General features: G+C 61.6%; 17 protein-coding genes. 6 read left to right on the top strand and 11 right to left on the bottom strand.

Annotation, left to right across the window (positions count from 1 at the left end; all coding sequences use genetic code 11):
• Nucleotides 1-70: 70 nt before the first annotated feature.
• Genes ACFSCU_RS17275 through ACFSCU_RS17260 form a run of 4 tightly spaced genes read right to left on the bottom strand, consistent with a single transcriptional unit; the run spans nucleotide 71 to nucleotide 6834 of the window.
• Entirely contained in the window at nucleotides 71-2905 is a 2835-nt protein-coding gene (locus tag ACFSCU_RS17275; protein WP_377561249.1) for a site-specific DNA-methyltransferase, read from the bottom strand.
• A gap of 1 nt (nucleotide 2906) precedes the next feature.
• On the bottom strand, nucleotides 2907-5993 hold the full coding sequence (locus tag ACFSCU_RS17270; protein ID WP_377561248.1) for a BPTD_3080 family restriction endonuclease: 3087 nt from the start codon (nucleotides 5991-5993) through the stop codon (nucleotides 2907-2909).
• 8 nt (nucleotides 5994-6001) lie between these two features.
• Nucleotides 6002-6343 carry a type I restriction-modification system subunit M N-terminal domain-containing protein gene (locus tag ACFSCU_RS17265; protein ID WP_180549647.1) on the bottom strand — a complete coding sequence of 114 codons (342 nt, stop codon included), beginning with the start codon at nucleotides 6341-6343 and terminating at the stop codon, nucleotides 6002-6004.
• Between the two features lie 50 nt (nucleotides 6344-6393).
• Nucleotides 6394-6834 carry a hypothetical protein gene (locus ACFSCU_RS17260; RefSeq protein ID WP_180549648.1) on the bottom strand — a complete coding sequence of 147 codons (441 nt, stop codon included), beginning with the start codon at nucleotides 6832-6834 and terminating at the stop codon, nucleotides 6394-6396.
• A gap of 64 nt (nucleotides 6835-6898) precedes the next feature.
• Between ACFSCU_RS17260 and ACFSCU_RS17255 the strand changes: the two genes are divergently transcribed.
• Nucleotides 6899-7186, top strand: a complete 288-nt coding sequence (locus ACFSCU_RS17255; RefSeq protein ID WP_180549649.1) for a hypothetical protein — start codon at nucleotides 6899-6901, stop codon at nucleotides 7184-7186.
• On the opposite strand, the gene ACFSCU_RS17250 is transcribed toward ACFSCU_RS17255, so the two are convergent.
• Together ACFSCU_RS17250 and ACFSCU_RS17245 are read right to left on the bottom strand one after the other, a co-directional pair.
• Entirely contained in the window at nucleotides 7140-7802 is a 663-nt protein-coding gene (locus ACFSCU_RS17250; RefSeq protein WP_180549650.1) for an SOS response-associated peptidase, read from the bottom strand. The two genes, ACFSCU_RS17255 and ACFSCU_RS17250, sit on opposite strands and share 47 nt — an antisense overlap.
• Before the next feature lie 128 nt (nucleotides 7803-7930).
• Complete coding sequence (locus ACFSCU_RS17245; RefSeq protein ID WP_377561247.1) at nucleotides 7931-9493, bottom strand: hypothetical protein; 1563 nt, start codon at nucleotides 9491-9493, stop codon at nucleotides 7931-7933.
• A gap of 653 nt (nucleotides 9494-10146) precedes the next feature.
• Here ACFSCU_RS17245 and ACFSCU_RS17240 point away from each other — a divergent pair.
• From ACFSCU_RS17240 to ACFSCU_RS17225, 4 genes are all read left to right on the top strand, one after another.
• The gene (locus ACFSCU_RS17240; RefSeq protein ID WP_180549652.1) at nucleotides 10147-10494 is read left to right on the top strand and encodes a hypothetical protein; all 348 of its coding nucleotides are present in this window, start codon (nucleotides 10147-10149) and stop codon (nucleotides 10492-10494) included.
• An 80-nt stretch (nucleotides 10495-10574) separates the two neighbouring features.
• The gene (locus ACFSCU_RS17235; RefSeq protein ID WP_377561246.1) at nucleotides 10575-11540 is read left to right on the top strand and encodes a DUF932 domain-containing protein; all 966 of its coding nucleotides are present in this window, start codon (nucleotides 10575-10577) and stop codon (nucleotides 11538-11540) included.
• A 79-nt stretch (nucleotides 11541-11619) separates the two neighbouring features.
• Nucleotides 11620-12639, top strand: a complete 1020-nt coding sequence (locus ACFSCU_RS17230) for a YqaJ viral recombinase family nuclease (protein ID WP_377561245.1) — start codon at nucleotides 11620-11622, stop codon at nucleotides 12637-12639.
• A gap of 13 nt (nucleotides 12640-12652) precedes the next feature.
• Entirely contained in the window at nucleotides 12653-13582 is a 930-nt protein-coding gene (locus ACFSCU_RS17225; RefSeq protein ID WP_377561244.1) for a recombination directionality factor, read from the top strand.
• A gap of 20 nt (nucleotides 13583-13602) precedes the next feature.
• On the opposite strand, the gene ACFSCU_RS17220 is transcribed toward ACFSCU_RS17225, so the two are convergent.
• The 3 genes from ACFSCU_RS17220 to ACFSCU_RS17210 form a co-directional block, all read right to left on the bottom strand.
• Entirely contained in the window at nucleotides 13603-13827 is a 225-nt protein-coding gene (locus ACFSCU_RS17220) for a hypothetical protein (protein ID WP_377561243.1), read from the bottom strand.
• Nucleotides 13824-14240 carry a hypothetical protein gene (locus ACFSCU_RS17215; RefSeq protein ID WP_377561242.1) on the bottom strand — a complete coding sequence of 139 codons (417 nt, stop codon included), beginning with the start codon at nucleotides 14238-14240 and terminating at the stop codon, nucleotides 13824-13826. The genes ACFSCU_RS17220 and ACFSCU_RS17215 overlap by 4 nt, the downstream gene beginning before the upstream one ends.
• A gap of 98 nt (nucleotides 14241-14338) precedes the next feature.
• Entirely contained in the window at nucleotides 14339-15481 is a 1143-nt protein-coding gene (locus ACFSCU_RS17210; protein ID WP_377561241.1) for a hypothetical protein, read from the bottom strand.
• On the opposite strand from ACFSCU_RS17210, the gene ACFSCU_RS17205 reads away from it, so the two are divergent.
• Nucleotides 15438-16184, top strand: a complete 747-nt coding sequence (locus ACFSCU_RS17205) for a hypothetical protein (protein ID WP_377561240.1) — start codon at nucleotides 15438-15440, stop codon at nucleotides 16182-16184. The two genes, ACFSCU_RS17210 and ACFSCU_RS17205, sit on opposite strands and share 44 nt — an antisense overlap.
• A 1-nt stretch (nucleotide 16185) precedes the next feature.
• Here ACFSCU_RS17205 and ACFSCU_RS17200 read toward each other — a convergent pair whose 3' ends face one another.
• Both ACFSCU_RS17200 and ACFSCU_RS17195 read right to left on the bottom strand, forming a co-directional pair.
• On the bottom strand, nucleotides 16186-17430 hold the full coding sequence (locus ACFSCU_RS17200) for a YagK/YfjJ domain-containing protein (RefSeq protein WP_377561239.1): 1245 nt from the start codon (nucleotides 17428-17430) through the stop codon (nucleotides 16186-16188).
• Nucleotides 17431-17678: 248 nt separating this feature from the next.
• The coding region (locus ACFSCU_RS17195; protein ID WP_377561238.1) for a helix-turn-helix transcriptional regulator at nucleotides 17679-18100 on the bottom strand (422 nt) is incomplete at its 5' end.

The raw sequence follows: 18100 nt of genomic DNA, 5'->3' as shown, positions 1-18100 counted from the left end.
TTGTGAGTATTCCGATTCGGCCAGGATTGGCCTTCAGTCTGACCCTGTCGCCTGGCTGCATGCGACCCCCCTAGACGCGAAACACCTTCATGACTTCATCGCCGAGGTGATTGATCACCTTCACCGCGATTCGTCCCGACTTCGGCTTCTCGAACGGGCGCGAGGTGTCGCTGTTCAAGCTCGCCCACGCCTCCGCGTCGATCTCGGCCTTCAGTGTGGTCTTGAGTGCCTTGTACGGGTCGTTCGCGCCGAGGAAGTAGGCGTGGCGGACGAAGAAGCTCTCCTCGTTGTAATCGGTGTCGATGAACCAGCAGGCGATGCCGTCTGCGCCGTCGCTGCGGATTTCGCCGCTGTTGGGATGGAACACGTCCACGCCGTTCACCTTGACGCGCATCTGGTTGGCAGCGTCGTCCTCGCCGCCGTCGAGCAGGTCGATGTCCGGTTCACCGAAGATCACGAACAGGTTGCCCTTGCCGGTGTTCTTCAAGTCCTCGGCCATGTGCAGATCGGCGTTCATGCGCGCCTGCAGCACGCGGATGCGGCCGAGCTTGCCCAGCTCGCTGGCGTGGGCGTCGAAGCTGAAGGCGCAGGCGATCAACACGTCGAAGTCGGCCTCGGCCGCTTCGCGCGCGGCGGCGGCGAGGTCAACGCGGGTGACGGTGCCGAACTCGGGGCCGATGAAGATGGCGGCGCGCTTTTCATCCGTGCCTTCAAGATAACGCGCCTCGGCGCAGATCAACTCACCCGGCCAGGGTTCCAGCGCGGTGAAGTCGATCTTGTCGGCCTTGTGCGCCTGCTGCACGCCAGCGGTGCGCAGGTTCTCCAGGATGATGGCGTTGAAGTCTCGCCCGTATTCGGCCTGCGCTTCGGCAACGTGGTCGATGAGTTCGTCGTTTTCGTCCACACCCAGCACGCGGTGCGGGCTGAGACTTTCCACCGTGAACGGCCCGGCCACGCGCACCTTCTTCTTGTCTTCGTAGGGGCGGTCGTAGAGGAACTCGGAATCGGCCTTGGCGGCGATGCTGGCGTCGATTTCCTTCTGGCGGGCGATGCGCTGCTGCCACCAGTCCTTGTGCGCCTGCTTGGTGGCATCCGGCCACTTGGCGTCAAGCTCGCGCGGGATCTCCCATTCCTGCCACTGCTTACCAAGTGCCTTGTTCAGGGCTTCGCGCAGCGGTTCCAGTAGTTGCTGGAACTTGTCCCAGATGACATTAATCTCGGCGTTGTTGGCGATGGACTTCAGCGTGATGTGCGGCACGCGCTCATAGACGAAGCCGTGGCGGATGTTGCCGCTGGTGGGCTTGCTGCTGGGCGCGCTGCGGGTGATCTCGGCTTCCTTCTGCTGGCCTTCGCGGCTGTCGGCGAGCAGATAGAACGGATAGCGCGCGCCCATGACGCGGGCGCGGGCCAGTGCGAGCGCAACGCGGCTGGTGTCAATCGTGATCCAGCGACGACCCCATTGCTCGGCGACGTAGGCAGTAGTGCCGGAACCGCAAGTAGGGTCGAGCACGAGGTCGCCGGGGGTGGTTGCCATCAGAATGCACCGCTCAATCAACTTGTTCGCGGTTTGAACGACATAGATCTTGTCGCCACCAAACTGGTTTTGGCCAACAGCATCGCTCCAGATATTGTTAAATGGAAATGCAGGGAAATCATCGAGGTAGCGAATGTAGCCAAGATTACTTCCTGAGCCTGCGTGAACGCGATTCGCGGCAAGCAATCGCGTCATGCCAGTTTGACCAGTTTTCCAAACGCCCGATGCAGGTCGAAATTCTCGACCTGATACGTTCACTGGATAACGAGTCTTGTCCACACCAGATGACGAAGTCAGATTATCAACGCCAAAAATCCGCGCTCCTTCAGGAATCGTTGCTCCGGTTTTCTCTTCTCTTTGTAGCGGTCGACGCAGGCCGGTTGCCTCCTCAACTTGCGTGTAGAGACTTCCGCCAGCAGCGCCAGCGACCTTTTCACGCCAGAGTTGCTTGTATTTCACAACCTCAATATTCCGGGCGAACCACAGAATGTTGTCAGCAACACCCGGGAGCGTCTTAAGTTCACCTGGACTGCCTGCGCCAGTGGTTTTCTGAGCAACAATGGATACAACGAAGTTTTGCTCGCCGAAAACCTCATCCATCACCGCCCGCACCCGATGCACGTTCTCATCCCCAATCTGCACGAAGATCGACCCACTCTCCGTCAGCAGATCCCGCGCCACCGTCAACCGATCGCGCAGATAGGTCAGATACGAATGAATGCCATCGCGCCAGGTATCGCGGAACGCCTTCACCTGCTCCGGCTCGCGCGTGATGTGCTCGGCGTTGCCGTCCTTCACGTCGCGGCTGGTGGTTGACCACTGAAAGTTGCTGTTGAATTTGATGCCGTAGGGCGGATCGAAATAGATGCACTGCACCTTGCCGCGCAAGCCCTCGCGCTCGGCCAGTGACGCCATCACCTGCAAGCTGTCGCCGAGGATGAAGCGGTTGGCCCAGTGCGCGTCGTGCTGGTAGAACTCGGTGCGCGCGGCCTCGTTGGGCAGGCCGTTGAAGTCGGCGAATAGATCGGCGAAGGTACCTTGCTTCTGCTGCGCCTGTGCCTGTGCCTCGCGGCGCGCTTCGCTCTGGCGGCGCAGGTCATCGACCAGCACCTTGGGATGCACCTTCTCCTGAATGTAGAGCGGCGCGGCCTGCACCACGAGGTCGACTTCGTCCTGCGCATCCTTGCCGCGCCAGACCAGTTGCGGGTCGAGATCGCGGTTGCGCCGCTCCATCGCCACGCGCACCGGCGCTTGCTCGGTCTTGGCCAGCACGGCCTGGTACTCCGCCGTGGGGATGTTCTTGCGCGTGGCTTCCTCGTGCTTGAAGGCTTCGACGCTGATCGGTGTTTTTTCTTTCTTTCTCGTGGCCATATCAGGCGTCCTTCTTCGCAACGGTTTCCGTCATGGCGGCGTCGACCATGTGCTCGAAATGCTCCTTGATCTTGGCGGCAAAGTCATCTTGCATCTCGTACACGTCGGTGAACTCGGCGAATGCCCAGCGTCCGTATTTGCCGGCGTGGTTCACGCCGGGCACCCAGTAGGTTTCCATCGTCATCTTCTTCACCACCGCGTCTTCGCGCCGGTAGCCTTTCACTTCCACAATCAGGTGCAGGGGGTCGTCTTCACCGTGGCCGTCGTCGAGCTTGACGATGAAGTCGGGGATGTACTTGCGCGTCTCGCTGCCTGCGCGGTAGGGCACTTCCAGGCCCAGGTTGTGGTTCTTGGTGTAGGCCAGCACCTTGGGGTGCGCTTCGGCCACGCGGCAGAACTCGGCCTCCCAGTCGCTGTCGAGGATGACCCAGTTGACGTGGTTCTTGGGCGGCGGCCCCAGCGTCTCAAAGCGGTCGCTGCGCGAGGTGTTGAAGGCGACATGCTTTGTGCTGCCTTCGGGGTTGTAAGGGTCGAACACGGCCTTCACCGGGCGGCCTTGCTTCAACTCCACGCGGGTGATGGCGGCGGTGATGCGCTCGCAGGCCTTGTCGGCCAGTTCCTGATAGAGCAACTGGCCGGGGAAGGTGCCGCCCTTGCAGACGAGGCAGGTGTCCAGCCATTGCTTGACGATGCGCTTCAACTGGCCGAACAGGTGCAGTTGCGGGGCGTCGCCCGCGTCGCGCCATTTGCTGAGGAGCAGGTGCTTGGTGAGGTGCATCAGCACGGTGGACGGGCGCACGTCGTCCAGATGCTGCAGGTTCAGTTCGACCGCCTCGCCGATGATGCCTGCCTGCACGTTGCGCGACGGGCCGACCAGTTCCGGCGTGAGTTCCAGCACGGAGTCTTCGTTGAACTCGGCGCTCAGGCGATCCTGCGGCAGTTCCACGCGGTAGCCGACCACGCGCGGGAAGCGGATTTCCAGCGCATCGCGTTCCGGGCGCACGGCGCGGACGCGGATCACCTCCGCAGGCGGCTCGGGCGGGATCACCACGGGTTGCGCCGTGAAGTTGAAGGGGATGCCCAGCACGTCGGCGTATTCGACGTTGAACAGGCCCTCGGCGTTGAGTTCGTAGGACTGGCGGCGCAGGGCGCGGCCCACGACCTGTTCGCACAGCAATTGGGTGCCGAAAGCGCGCACGCCCAGAACGTGGGTGACGGTGTTGGTGTCCCACCCTTCGGTGAGCATCGCCACCGACACCACGCAGCGCACCGATTCGCCGAGGCGGCCTTCCTTGCCGACGGTGTTCATCGCCTCGCGCAGCAGTTCCGAGTCGGTGAGCTTGTCGGCGGCGTGGGCGTCGCCGGTGCGCTCGATGATTTCGCGGCGGAAGCGGTCGATCTCGTCGCTGGCGATGGTGCGGAAGTTGTCGTCGAGGGCCTCGCCGGATTCAAGCTGTTCGCTGTCTACCAGCAGGGTGCGCGGCCGCGCCAGCGGGTTGCCGTGCTCGTCGTGGTTCTGGAACAGCTTGAGGCGCCCTTCCACCAACTGGCTGCTGCCGTCGTCGTTCTCCTGCTGAAAGCCGGAGATGAAGTCATAGACCAGCTTGGACGTGGAGGTGTTGTTGCACACCACGATGAAGCACGGCGGCACCTTGATGCCGGCCTTTTGCCAGTGCTCGAACACCTTGACGTAGTGGCCGTAGAGGGCTTCGAGCGCGGTTTGCAGCTCCACCGGAAGGCTGAGCGGGTCAAGCCGGTTGCCCTTGCCGCGACCCTTCTTGGGCATGCGCTTGCCGATGTGCTTCCACAGCTCCCGATACACCGGCACCTCGTTGCCGGGGATGTTGTCGGCCACCGGCACGCGCGGCAACTTGACGATGCCGCACTCGATGGCATCCATCAGCGAGAAGTCGCTCATCGTCCACGGGAACAAGGTGCCTTCGGCGTAGCCTGATCCGCGCAGGAAGAAGGGTGTGGCGGAAAGATCGAACACGCGCGCGAGGCCGAGCTTGCGGTTCACCGCTTCGAGGCCGGAGATCCACAGCCGAGCGGCCTCGTTGTTCTCCTCGGCTTCCTTGCGGTCGTCGCCCTTGAGGTCTTCGTCTTCGTCGCTTTCGCTGGGCGGCTTCTCGCGGTAGCAGTGGTGGGCTTCGTCGTTGATGGCGAGGATATTCTTCAAGCCCATCAACTCCGGCAGCACGCGCTGGAGCATCTGGCCTTCGGTTTCCAGCGTCTGCATTTCCTCGCCGCCGCGCCCTTGCAGCAGACGGCGGCCACCGCTGGAGACTTCGAGCCGCTCGCGCAGGCGGAAGGCGTGGTAGTTGGTGATGACGATGCGTGCGTGGGCGATGTCCGGCAGCATGTCGCTGGGAACCAGCTCGCGGTTGGCGTAGTAGCTTTCCGTGTCGTTGGGAAGCAGCACGCGCAGGCGATCCTTGATGGTCAGACCCGGTGCGACGATGAGAAAACCGCGTGTGAACTTCTGGCTGTTGGGGCGGCGCACGGCATTGATGGTCTGCCACGCGATGAGCATGGCCATGACCGTGGTCTTGCCCGCGCCGGTGGCGAGCTTCAGGGCAAGACGGCTGAGTTCGGGGTTGGCCTCGGTGTTGGCCTTGGAAAGATGGTCGAGGAAACGCTGGCCGCTCTTGCCCAACTGCGGCGCGACCTCGGTGAGCCAGATCGCGGTTTCCACCGCTTCGACCTGACAGAAGAACGGTCGGATGCCAGAGAACGGGTGACCGCGCCAGTGCTGCAACAAGCGCGCGGTTTCCGGTGTGACGCGCCACTGAGCGGGTGGCAGCATCCGCCACTTGTCCACCTCTTCGCGCACCGCATTGATGACGGCGGTGTGGTCGTACTGCTGCTTATCCGTGGACAGACCCTGCCCTTCGTCGAACACCAGTGACGCCTGATCCCCGCCACCTTTTTGCTTGCGCGGCTTCGGGATCGGAGTGATGAAGTCAGCTTGGCGGCGCGACTCTTTGATGATTTGCGTGGGCTGACCGGAGCTGTCCAGTTCCCAATGACGCGCAGGACGCGCGTAGGGCGAGTTCAGGATGGGCTGATCGAAGAACGGGTTGGACATGGCCCCTTTCATCCTTTGCTGTTTGTCTCTATGGGATGCCCCGGCATGTGGCGAGCAGCAGTGGCGCGGATCGGGTGAAGCTGCAACTTGTCCAAATTGAGCAGGTACTGGTTGAAGAACGGCAGGCCAATCTTGCGCGCGAGAAAGGAATCTGGATTGGTGCCGCGCTGCCGCCTGGTGGTCAGCTCAGCAAGGACGGCGTGCTTGGTCAATTCGATTTCGCAGCCTCGACGGCGCAGAACAGTGAACGGGAAGATGACCTTACCGCAAGCGGACTGCATGTAGTCGCCGCGCAGCAGGTCTGTAACGGACCTGATGAAAGAAGAGAAAGGTGTGGGCTCGAAGACCATGTGACTAAGTGTATCGGGGGCGTGCCGCGCCCTCCCCTGTCTTCACGCCCTCAGGCGGGCGAAGGCAGGCACCACCAAGTCTGCCGGAACGGCATGTTCCCGCCTGGACAATCGCTCTCGATCAAGACACGCTCGTAGCCTGTCAGCAGAACACCGCCCCGGTCGATCTGCAACAGCCGAACCTGCACCAGCCCCGGCAGTGGTCGAGTGCCATCGGGCAACTCAAAGCTGGCGAGCAGTTCGGCACGCCGGTTGCGGTCAGCCACGTGGCTCCACACCGTCAGGCGTCCGACCAGTGCACCGGCGCGCACCGCGTCGGCAGCTACCTTCTGCCCATGGTGACGCAGGCGATACACACGCCACAAGCCGCCCAAGTCGGAATCTGCAGGAGTTTCGGCCAACCCGGCATCGCCGGCCCGTACCCGGTCAGCTTGGACATTGCGATTTCCCAGACCATCAAAGAACGCTTGCGACAGGGTGGGGTTTGGCATGGTGCTTCTTGACGGCCTCCGGTGTACTGTGCAAATATACAGTATCTCTTGAAGGAGTCCGATCATGGACACGTCCCCGAACACTTCTCAATTGACCGCCCTGGAAGGGATCGTGCGTCGCCTGGTGCAGCAGCACATGATCGCCAACCCGGCCCACGGTGGCCCGGGTCACCTGGATGTGCCTGAGTTGCGCCAACTGATCTTCGACGCCCGTGCCTTGTTCAGCGCGGAGGAGCTGGAAGAGATGGAATTCGCGGCAATGGAATACAACGAGGACGGGGTTCACAGCGCGCCGCGCGCCGTTCTCAGGCCACCGCCGCTGCGTCGAAAGCCTCAGCCTCGGTCAGCCTGAGCAGTTCCTGGGCCTCGGCCATGGTGCCGGCCAGCCATTGATCGACGTCACTGGATTCGATGGGAATCACGCTGCGCTTGTCTTGGCTGTCCGGCGGCAGCTTCGGGTCGGGCTTGTGCATGCGGCTCATCAGCGGGTGGTGGTCAGCGTTGAGGGTGAGCATGGTGTAGCTCTCGTGCACCTCACCGGTGGCTCGGTCGGTCCAGGTGTTCCACAGGCCGGCCAGACCCCAGGGCGCGCCATCGGCACGGCGAAAACGCCACCAAACGTTCCTTCCAGTCTCCCAGCAGGGTTCATCGAAGCTGTCTGCCGGGATGATGCAGCGCTGGCCTTTGGCCCAGGGGGTGCGGTAGGTAGGCTTGGCGGCCAGTTCCTCGGACCGGGCGTTGTTGGTGCTGTAGGGCAGCTTGGCCGACTTGGCGAAGTGCGGGATCAGGCCCCACTGGCCGGCGACCAGTTCGCGTGAGTAGGCGGCATCGTGCACGGCGCGCCGGATGAAGACACCCCGGCCGCGAGGGAACACGACTTCATCCCACCAGCGCACCGGGTTGCGCCCGCCTATGTGCCAGGCACGCTCGATCTCGGCTTCATCGGGGGTGACGTAGCGGTTGCACATGGGGGCATTGTGCGGCGTCAGATTAGACGCGCCGCGGCTCAAGGCACGCAGAACCTCGACCAATGCAACGACAGCACACCAATCGAACCGCGCCTGGGTCCGAACCCAATCTCAAGCGTTGAAGGCCCTCAGTTGCACCGAACGGTCTCGCCACCCCAATTTCGTGCCAGCAACTGAGGTTGACATTGCTGACTGCGCACCTCGATCTCGCCCCATGCGGCTCGATAGCGACAGGCCTTCAACTCAGGCAAGACAGATTCCGCGACTGCGGACTGGCCAACGAGACAGGCGGTCACCTTCTCCGGCGCCTGTGCGCGCCGCCACACCTTGAGCTGCTCAAGCTGCGGCTCACAGTCGTACAACTGGGACGGAACAAACCATGAGTCGTTGTCCCCAACGAAAGCAGTCTGGCTTGCCGTTGCCGCGTGTTCCGCTGGGTGGGCTCGTGTGCCTGGCTTGGTCTTGCTGAACTGCCGGACATAGCAGCCGCACCAGGCGTCTGCGGAGCCATCGCCTCCTTGGCGCCGGCAGTTCTCGAAAATGGCCCGATACCGACCTTGCTCGCGGTCCCCGTCGGCCCAAGCAAGAGGTGAACGCATCTCGGGCGGCATCATGAGCCATTTCCCCAGGTTGGCGGTAAATCGCCTGGTTTCATTGCTGGTGCAGGCATGGCGTTTGACCAACAGGGAAGCGTCTTGCACTGCGTCTCGTGATTCCGGCAAGGTCATCAGGTCTTCTTTGCCTCTTTCACAGCGTTGTCGCTCTTCGTGGGAGTCCTTCGCATCGCAGTTCTCCATCATTACCATCCCTACAACGATGCTCGCAACGATCGATTGCGCCTCTTCGCGCGTGACTTGACCCCGTGCGGCTCGCGCCATGACCTCCTGTTGCCGGCGCACCAGTTGCTGAGTCATTTGCAGCTGGATCGCTTCGACCCCGAGTGCGGGACACATTTCGCCGAGCTGTCCAAGTGCCTGGTGAAAGTAGGTGCCGTCCCCGCGAATCGGGGGTACTTGGCTGAAGTTGCCTGCATGAATGGCCGCCATGGCCGCAGGCTGGCGGTAGCCATTGCTGGGCAACGAGGTGCTGACGGTTTCCGGCGCCGAACTCAAGATTCGGGAGGTCATCATGCCTTCCATGTGCGAGGCTTTTTCGAGGCACGTGTAGATGGCGAATTGTTCCGAGCGGTTTTCGTTGTTCTGAACCCATTGCGAGCGGCAGCGCTCGACAGCCGCACTGGAAACCAAACCCAACTGAAGCGCTTGCTCGACCAATGTACGGGGGCAGTAATCGCGATCACGCGGCTGTCCGGGTGTGCTTTCCTGCGCACAACGGCCGTAGTTGGCAGCACTCCAGTAGCTGAAGCTTCTTAGCCTTGGTGCCTGGGTCGCACCGCGGCACATCGGATGATCCGCATCCAGCGAACACATCCTGGCCGCCTGATCGGCACTGGCTCTTGGCGTCGCGTTGGTGGAGCGGGAGGCTGAGTCAGCCGACGGGGGATTCGGTGCGCCCGACTGCGTGGCAGGCCGCGCCATCGATGAGGGTCGCGCCATCGATCCTGTCGAGCTGGTACCGGCGCCCCTGTCCGGCGGCAATGCGCCACACATGCGCTCATACTGTCTGCGCGCACTTGCGATCAGCGGTAGGTCGACGGAACGCTGTTCCAATCTTGCCAGGTTCTGACTCATGCGCTCGCATTGAGGTGAGCCCGATGCTGCCGCGTTGTGCGCCACGACAAGGAGGGACATGATCCCGAATGGCACTGATCGCCAGAGCAACCTTCTCACGGCAACCCACATGAAGTCGACCGTGGCATTCATGCCCGCTTGACGGACGCCATACGCAGCGAATCCCATGAGTCACATCCTCTCGATGAGAGTTTGAGTTCTGGTTTCTCGACGCCCATGCAGATGACCACATGGCGCGGCAAACGTGGATGCGAAGCAGAATGTAACGAACAAATTGTTCTTGTCAATTGTCGTTATTGGCTCCGCTCATCGGGACGTGCCACCGTAGGTGGAAGGTGCGACAGGTGTGTGAAGAAGATGTTGCTGGCACCTGCGAATCATGGCCAGGCAAGCCGTCTACCTGCCGCGCGGCCGGCAGACTTCACCTCGCGGAGACTCGGTCAAGGTCCCCATCAATCCAGAATTTTTCAACCACATATTACCCAGTAAGCACTTGACCCAGTGCTTGCCCCAGGCCCTCGCCAGCGCCCCCTGAGCCCCCGCGGCTTTCTTCCTCCCCGACACCAACGCCCGGCCAGCCCCCGCTGCGCCGGGCGTTGTGCCGTCTGCTGGCGTGATGGCCTGTTCCCTCTCATCCCTTTCAAGGAGTTCCCATGTTGACCTGCCCCAACTGCCAATCCACCCGCGTGGTCGAACGCCACATCGGCCGCGACACCGGTGGCGCCCTCGGCACCATCGCCGGCTCTGCCACCGGTGTGGCCGCTGCCCTGCGCGGCGCCACCGCCGGCGCCGAAACCGGAGCCGCCGTCGGCCTGATCGCCGGCCCCGTCGGCTCCTCCCTGGGCGCCATCGCCGGCGCCTGCGTCGGCGGCCTCATCGGCGGCGCCATCGGCCGCGAAGTCGGCCTGGAGATCGGCCACGCCATCGACACCCATTGGCTCGAAAGCCACCAGTGTGTCGTCTGCGGCCACACCTTCACGCCCCGCCTGCAGGTCGCCTGATCGATGGCTGTTCTCTTCCCTGTCTTTTCTTGTCTTGGCCCTTCGGGGCCTTTTTTTGTATCTGTTGAAGGAGTATTCCCATGTCCGTAGCCTTAGCCACCCTCACCCCCGCCGAAACCCCCTGGCAAACCCTGGGCAGCGACCTGCCCCCGAAGCAACCCCTCGAAGCCTGGGCACGCGCTGCCGGCATGGACTGGCAAATCCGCGAAACCCCGGTGCGCTTTCTCACCGAGCAGGCCGGCTCGCTCGGCGCCATCCAGAGCTTCGACGAGCAGAAGGTGCTCTACCGCAGCGACACCCAACTGCCGCTGTCGGTGGTGGGATCGCGCTACCAGGTGGTGCAGCCACGCGAAGTGCTGGAGTTCTACCGCGACCTCGTGGCCGTCTCCGGCTACGAGCTGGAAACCGCCGGCGTGCTCAAGGCCGGGCGCAAGTTCTGGGCGCTGGCGCGCACCGGCCAGGAAACCGTCCTCAAGGGACGCGATCTGGTCAAGGGCTACCTGCTGCTGGCCAGCTCCTGCGATGGCAGCCTGGCCACCACCGCCACCCCGACCACGGTGCGCGTGGTGTGCCAGAACACCCTTGGCATCGCCCTGAACGGCGCCACCGGCGCCGTCAAGGTGCCGCACTCGACCCGCTTCGACGCCCAGGCCGTCAAGCAGCAACTCGGCCTGGCCGTCTCCCAGTGGGACGGCTTCATGTACCGCATGAAGACCCTGGCCGAGCGCAAGGTCAAGAGCCACGAGGCGATGAACTACTTCCTGCAGGTGCTGTGCCACGCCGATGGCCCGGGCGAGCCCCGCATGAAGCTCAGCAACGAGCAGGCCCTGAAGAAGGTGCAGAGCCTGTACGACGGCCAGGGGCGGGGTGCGGAAGTCGGCGCTGCCCACGACACCGCCTGGGGCCTGCTGTGCGCCGTCACCGAGTTCGTCGACCACGAGCGGCGTGCCCGCAGCCCCGAGTACCGGCTCGACAGCGCCTGGTTCGGCCCCGGTGCCCAGCTCAAGCAGCGGGCGCTGGATCAGGCCTTGCAGCTGGTGGCCTGAAGCGGCCTGGTATCCACCAACCCATGGCCCCGGTAGCCCAAAGGCACCGGGGCTTTTTTTGTTTCTGAAGGAGAGCGTCATGAATCCCTTGATTGAATCGACCGGGCAACCCTCTGCGGTGCCCAAGTCCCGCCCGGCCCTGCGCCTGGTCAAGACCCAGCAACTCAGCCGTGCCGACTGGCTGCAGGTGCGCCAGCAGGGTATCGGCAGCTCGGATGCCGCGGCCGCCGTGGGCCTGAGCCCGTACAAGTCACCGCTGCAGCTGTGGGCGGAGAAGACCGGACAGGCCCGGTTTCCCGAACCCGATCCCCAGGATGACCGCCACCCCATGTACTGGGGCACCTTGCTGGAGCCCATTGTGGCGGCGCACTACACCCGGCGTACCGGGTTGCGGGTGCGCCGCATCAACGCGGTGCTGCAACACCCCCAGCACCCCTGGATGCTGGCCAATGTGGACCGCGAGGTGATGGGTTCCCCGGAAGTGCAGTTGCTGGAGTGCAAGACGGCCGGACTCCACGGTGCCCGCCTGTGGCAGGACGGCGTGCCGGAGTATGTGCAGTTGCAGGTGATGCACCAGCTGGCGGTGACGGGCAAGGCGGCCTGCGATGTGGCAGTGCTGATCGGGGGCCAGGAGCTGCGCATTCACCGCATCGAACGCGATGAGACGGTGATCGGGCGGCTGATCGCGCTGGAAGCGGCGTTCTGGCGCTGTGTCGAGACCCGGCAGGCGCCGCCGGTGGATGGTTCGGAGTCGGCCGAAGCCGCCTTGTGGGCGCTGTACCCGCAGGACGATGGGCAGACGCTGGATTGGACGCAGGACACGGAGATGGGGGGCACGTTCTCCGATCTGCAGGCGATCCGCCAGCGAATCCAGGCCGCTGAGCTGGAGGAAGCCCGCTTGCGCCAGCGCATCGAGGAACGGATGGGCGAGGCGTCGAAGGCGGTGTTCGAGACCGGTGAGGTCAGCTGGCGCCGCAGCAAGGACAGCGTGGTGCTGGATACCAGGCGGCTGTTGCAGGAGCAGCCGGACTTGAAGGAGCGCTACGGCCAGGTCAGGCCGGGCAGCCGGCGTTTCCTGATGAGCGCGTCCAACGAATGAAGGAGAAACCGTTATGTTGAAAGGCTTGGCCATTACCCCGCCCGTGATCGGGCGGATTTCGATTGGGCGCGTGGTGGAGAGAAACGGCAAGCGCCTGCCGGAGAAGGACGATGAGTTCACGCTGACCAGCCAGGTGCAGGGCCTGGAAGGCTGGGTGCGGCATCCGCTGGATGCGGCCTTGCGCAAGGACGCCACCGCGAAGCTGCGCAGTATTCCGGTGCGGCTGGTGTTCGGAGCGCCGGAGTTGAATCTGCGAGCCAGTTTCACCCTGTTCGATCGCAGCAGCGGGCGGCCCTGGTGTGTCGGAGACGGGGAGCGCTGCAAGCGGGTGACGGAGCAGGGGATCGAGAGCTTGCCGTGTCCGACGCCGGTGGCCTGTCCCCTCGGGCAGGACGGGCGCTGCAAGCCGTATGGGCGGCTGCATGTGCGGGTCATCACGCCCGAGGCGGAAACGGGGGCTGGAGAAGACGATGGGCTGGGGAGCTTTGTGTTCCGCACCACGGGTTTCAACAGCATCCGCACGCTGGCGGCGCGGCTGGCTTACTTCAAGGCGGTGTCGGGGGGGATGCTGGCGTCCTTGCCCTTGATGCTGAGGCTCAGGGGCAAGTCGACGACGCTGTCGCACCGCACGCCGATCTACTACGTGGATCTGACGACGCCACCGGGCACCAGTCTGGAGCAGGCGATCGCGCAGGCAGCGGAAGTGGAGGAGCGGCGCCAGCAGCTGGGCTTCGATCAGTGGGCGCTGGATGAGGCGGCGCGCGAGGGCTATGCGGCCGGAGCGTTCGAGGAGTCAGAGGAAGAGGGGGTGGCTGTGGTGGAGGAGTTCTATCCGGACGAGTCCTCGCAGGACCTGCCGGCACCTCAGGCGAGCCAGGGCATCAAGGCCAAGCTGGAGCGCCGGGTGCAGCAGGTGCAGCGGTCGGGCGATGGCGCCTCATGAAGCTGGTCGTCGGCGGGTCATCAAGACCCGTCGGCGGCGCCGCAGCAGGTGCCTGATGTAGCGCAGCCGTCTGCGCCACCAACCGAGCTGTTCGCGACGACAGGCCTGGGGGGCTGGCGTTTGGATGATCCTGATCGGGCAGCCCGGTGGATTTCGAGCAGGTCGGAGATGGTCTGCACGCGCTGCAGAGTTTCCTGCTCCGGAGAGTACGTCAGGAAGTCGCGAAGACAGGCGAGCAGTTTCATGATTGCACCGCCTGATCGGAGGTTGAGGACGGGATTGCGGACGGTGCGAGGGCATCGTCCGCGGTCCTGGCCTTTGTTTTTTTGGGAGGCACGGGTGCGTCTGCAGCGGGAGCCGGTCTGGGGCAGTTGCGGATGCAGTGAACGTACGACAGCGGCTGCGTGAATTTGTTCGCGTAGTGGGCAACGAAGTGATTGCGATTAAAGCCGCCTGCGACGACCTGGATCTGATGGATGGGTCGGTTGGCAGCGTGGCGAGGGTGCAGCCTGAGCAGGTCTTGCAGGTCGGTCTGGTCGGCGGCGCTGATGGCCTGGCCGGGTTCGTAGCGGCGCAGCATGGCGCTGTAGTGCAGGCGTGCCTGGTTCTGGCTGGCGAACTCTCGATCTTCGAGTTTGACAGGAATGGCCGTTGGCATGGAAGCTCCTTTGCATTGGGATGGATCAACGAGTACGGGGAGCGCGTGGCTCCCCATAGGATTGGCTTCCGGTTTGCATTGGCATCGCGCGCACATGCTCACAGTCTGGTCGCCCAAGGGCCGCTGCCAAGCATCTCGGGGAATGGATAGGCTGCGCGCGTTGAAGCTGCTCGGGGGACTTTGGGGACCGTTCCCATGCCATGGGTCTGAACTCCTGGCGAACGCTTCAGGGCAGCGAAGCGATCCGTCCACCGCAGATACACCGCCATGCGACGAAGGTGCTCTTCCACCGGCGTGTAGCGACGCTCGTCCTGACTGATGCCGCGGAAGCGAAACCGCAGGTCATTGGCCGCCAAATTGTTGTAGGCACAACCGTCGCCGCCCGTGACGTCATCACGCCAGGATCGGGCGACCTCGTGAGCCAGTGCGAAGGACTCGTTGCTGTCGATGTCGTCCTTGAGCAGCAACAGCAAGTGACCAACGTTGCCGCACCCCAACATGGCATCCTGGCTCCACGCATGGCCCAGCACGGCATCGCCGAACGTCGTCCTCACGTTCTCCACCAGCGAAGCGAGGTGACTGCTCACGATTTTCAGCGCAGGCACAGCATCCGCGGCACCGCTCGGCGCGCCGTTTCGATACGTGAAGTCCAGCGTGATGGGCAGCAACCTGGGATGCAGCTGAAGGATGGCCATCAGGTAGCCCTTCAGAGCCGTGTAGTTCTTCAAGGTCGCACGGACGTGCGCATTGACCTTCGACTGAAATCCTTTGCGCGCATGTCGTTGCCGCACGGCCTGTACGAACCCGTTCAAGGCGTCCACGCTTGCCAGCACGAGCGACTCATCGGTCCATGGTTGGACAGCGACGACGGTTGCCAGTCCTCGCCGGTCGGCCTCGTCCCAGAACATGTCAACCCGAGGGTCGAGGTCGTAGAGCACGAGCGACTGCCGCAAGTGATGGGCAGGCATCGCCAGCAGGCCCGCCACATCCCTGCCAAGCTCATCCGATCGGATCGCGATGCCACCCTGTGGAGTCCGAATGTGCCGAAACAACGGCTTCTGCGAGCGAGCGATCCGCTCAACGGCGTTGACGATGTCGACCAACCTGGGGACCCAGCCACTGTGCATGCCAGGCAGGTTGAGTACTGGATTACCGTGGTAAAAAAGTGGCAAAGCGCGCTCTGAAAGGGCGCAGATGATGTCCTCCGTCGAGGGGGGCTTGGTTTGGGTTTTTACGTTCATGTCAAGAAATTTATTAGGTGAATTGATGGAGGAAAGCGAGCGTAGCTTTGGCCTGCAGGAGGCTCGCATCGCTTTGCTTTTGGATCTAGAACAATATGCCGAAAAGTATTTCGATATGAGTTTGGAGGAACTGGCACTGATAAAAACATTTGCGTTAGACAGGGGCGATCCGCAGGAGAGCAAGGTCCTGAGGAAGATCCAACTCCGAGAGGAGCCGAAGGACGCCTTTGTTGACCTGAGGCGAGATTTGAAAACGGCATACACGATCTTGCAGGAAGCCACACGACTCCTGGATGAGGACGAAAACGGCAGAGCGCTGCGCTGCCTCATTGACGCAGCGCAATTTGTTGGAAGAGTCGCTGCATATGAACGTATCGAAAACTTCGCATCCATCACCAAGAAGCGATCCGCAAAGAACCGCAGCAACGCGGTATCCAAGAAAAATAGTGAACTTAAGAGCTATATTGTTATTAAGATCGAGCGCCTTCCACTTGAGCAAAAGAAAAGTCTGTCCATGGCTTTGAAGCAGCTGGGTCCAGAAATCGAAAAATATGCATCCTCCATAGGCGTTGAACCTTCGTGGGGCGACGATAGCCTTGTGCGTGAGCGATTGAAGGACTGGCGCAAGCGGGATCCCGAATTTAAAGAAAGAATCGATGCTGCCCTGAGGAAAGAAATGCCATCGAATCTGCTGCCCAGCTGACTCATAGTGGATTACCCTGTAGCCCAAAAGATTTTCTCCGATGGGGGCCTGGTTTGTTCGTAGTGAGCCTGGGAATCACACTGGTGCCGAATGTCCGGTGCTTTTGATCAGAAGGAAGTTTCAATAGAACATAGTAGTCCGGCTTGCTCAGGTAATTGGCAATATGGCTAAGGCCTTTCCAGTGCCGCGATTCATGATATTGAAGCATCCCGACAGCCGGAAACTTGTAGTACCCACGATTTGCATTGCAGTTGCGAAAAATTCCCAGGCCGTTGGGAGCGTAGTCGGCCCAGATTTTTCCGATTTGGTTTCCTATGCTGATGTCCTGCCGATGGACGGAACCATTCAGCAGGAACACGCAGTGGTAATGGAAGCCTTTTCTTGCTCCATACTCTAGTTTCCAGATATACCCCAGCAAACCGGATCCGAATACGTCACGAATGCGGCGCAATGATTTTTCGCGCGCTGTATCAATTTCATCAAAGCCAAGTTGCTGGAGTAGATTTTTGAGCCGTTGGTCTTCGGCCTGTACTTGAGCGCCGGCGTGAGGGGCGTTGGGATTGACCGTCGCCTGTGGCCAAGGCGTCCTCGGTTCCTTGGAGTTGTAGAGCTCGTGGCGCTTGAGGCCGAAGTCAATGCGGACGACCATGACCTTGGAATGCCTGGCGAGGGTGGCCTTGAAGAGTTTAAAGAAGCGCCACCGGGCTCGGGAGGTGCGTCTGGCCCAATTCTTCTCAGCAGCACGGAAGGACGGCTGCGCCATGGCGATTTTCAGTTCGGCAACAATTTTATTCAAGCTGTCAATCCAATCCCGCATGTTGGCCGTAAAACGCGCATTTGGATGTAGGCGCAGCTCGTAAATCGCCGCATGACGCGTGTGCGCTAAAAAAGCCTTCACCCAGGGGTTAAGCTCGTGGAGCGGGAAGGCCTCGACAATAGGCAGCATCGGTCGGCCGCACAGGCGGATGAAACTCTCCCCGAGCGGGTGCTGGTAGTAGTGGCGCCTGCCCCGTGTGTCAAGATCTATCCTAAAAAGTTCTTCATCGGTGTTCTTCAATGCTTTCATAAATGAAACGATTCTGTAAATAAGCTGTACAGCGTCTTGGTCTGCCGTGGTTTCAAGCTCGTCTGGATCTGACCTTTCAAAATTCAGGTTGGCAAGCCTCAATGCGACCGAATCGGTGACTCCGGCATCGCCCTTCTTCCGAGGGCGACTTTGAAATCGCCTGTTTTCGACGATGGGCATGCTGCGTGTTGAGGGGTTTGGGTGTAGCGCCTCTTGATGTGCATTAATCAAATTTTGATCCTTTGTGTGTAGTTGTTGATACTTAAAATCTTCGACCTTTCATCCAAGCTAGTTGCAGTTCAGAACGTAACGGGCAAGTACATCCTTTCAACTATCCTTTCAATAACATAAGAACCGAGTTTGCAGGGCGTCCCCGCCCCTAAAACCAGAGGACAGCTTCGGCCTAAAGGCTGAATATTCGGCATCCTCTATCGCGTCGACTTGTGCCCCTCCATGTTTCTTGCAATCCAGGCTTCTAGGTCGCAACTGCGAAACCCAATTGAGCGTACGCTGAGGTACACTTTTGCTGGAAATTCATCCTTGTAGTAGGGGCTATGCTGGTTCAGCCAATTGGCCAAAGTCGATCGCGAAATACCCAGCAGGCCTGGAACGTCTCGTTGACGGACGATTCGAGTTGAGGTCATTTGAATGCGTGCTTTGCGAGCGATGTGTTGAACACGACGCCACTGTCTCAAATCGCCAAAATTTCGAAAAGGCGCGAGCATAATTAAGGGCGATCGAGAAGTTCGCTCGCCCCTTGTCTCTGGTGAGAATTCGTGGTAGCCTGCGTATTCCACGCGATGGCGGACACGATTCCATGCTGATGGCGGACAGTGTTCCAGCGTGATGG

The organism is Ottowia beijingensis (assembly GCF_042680925.1).
In the GTDB taxonomy this organism is placed as follows: Bacteria; Pseudomonadota; Gammaproteobacteria; order Burkholderiales; family Burkholderiaceae_C; genus Ottowia; species Ottowia beijingensis.
Note: the sequence above shows the minus strand (reverse complement) of the source record. Positions and strands in the feature narration are given on the sequence as shown.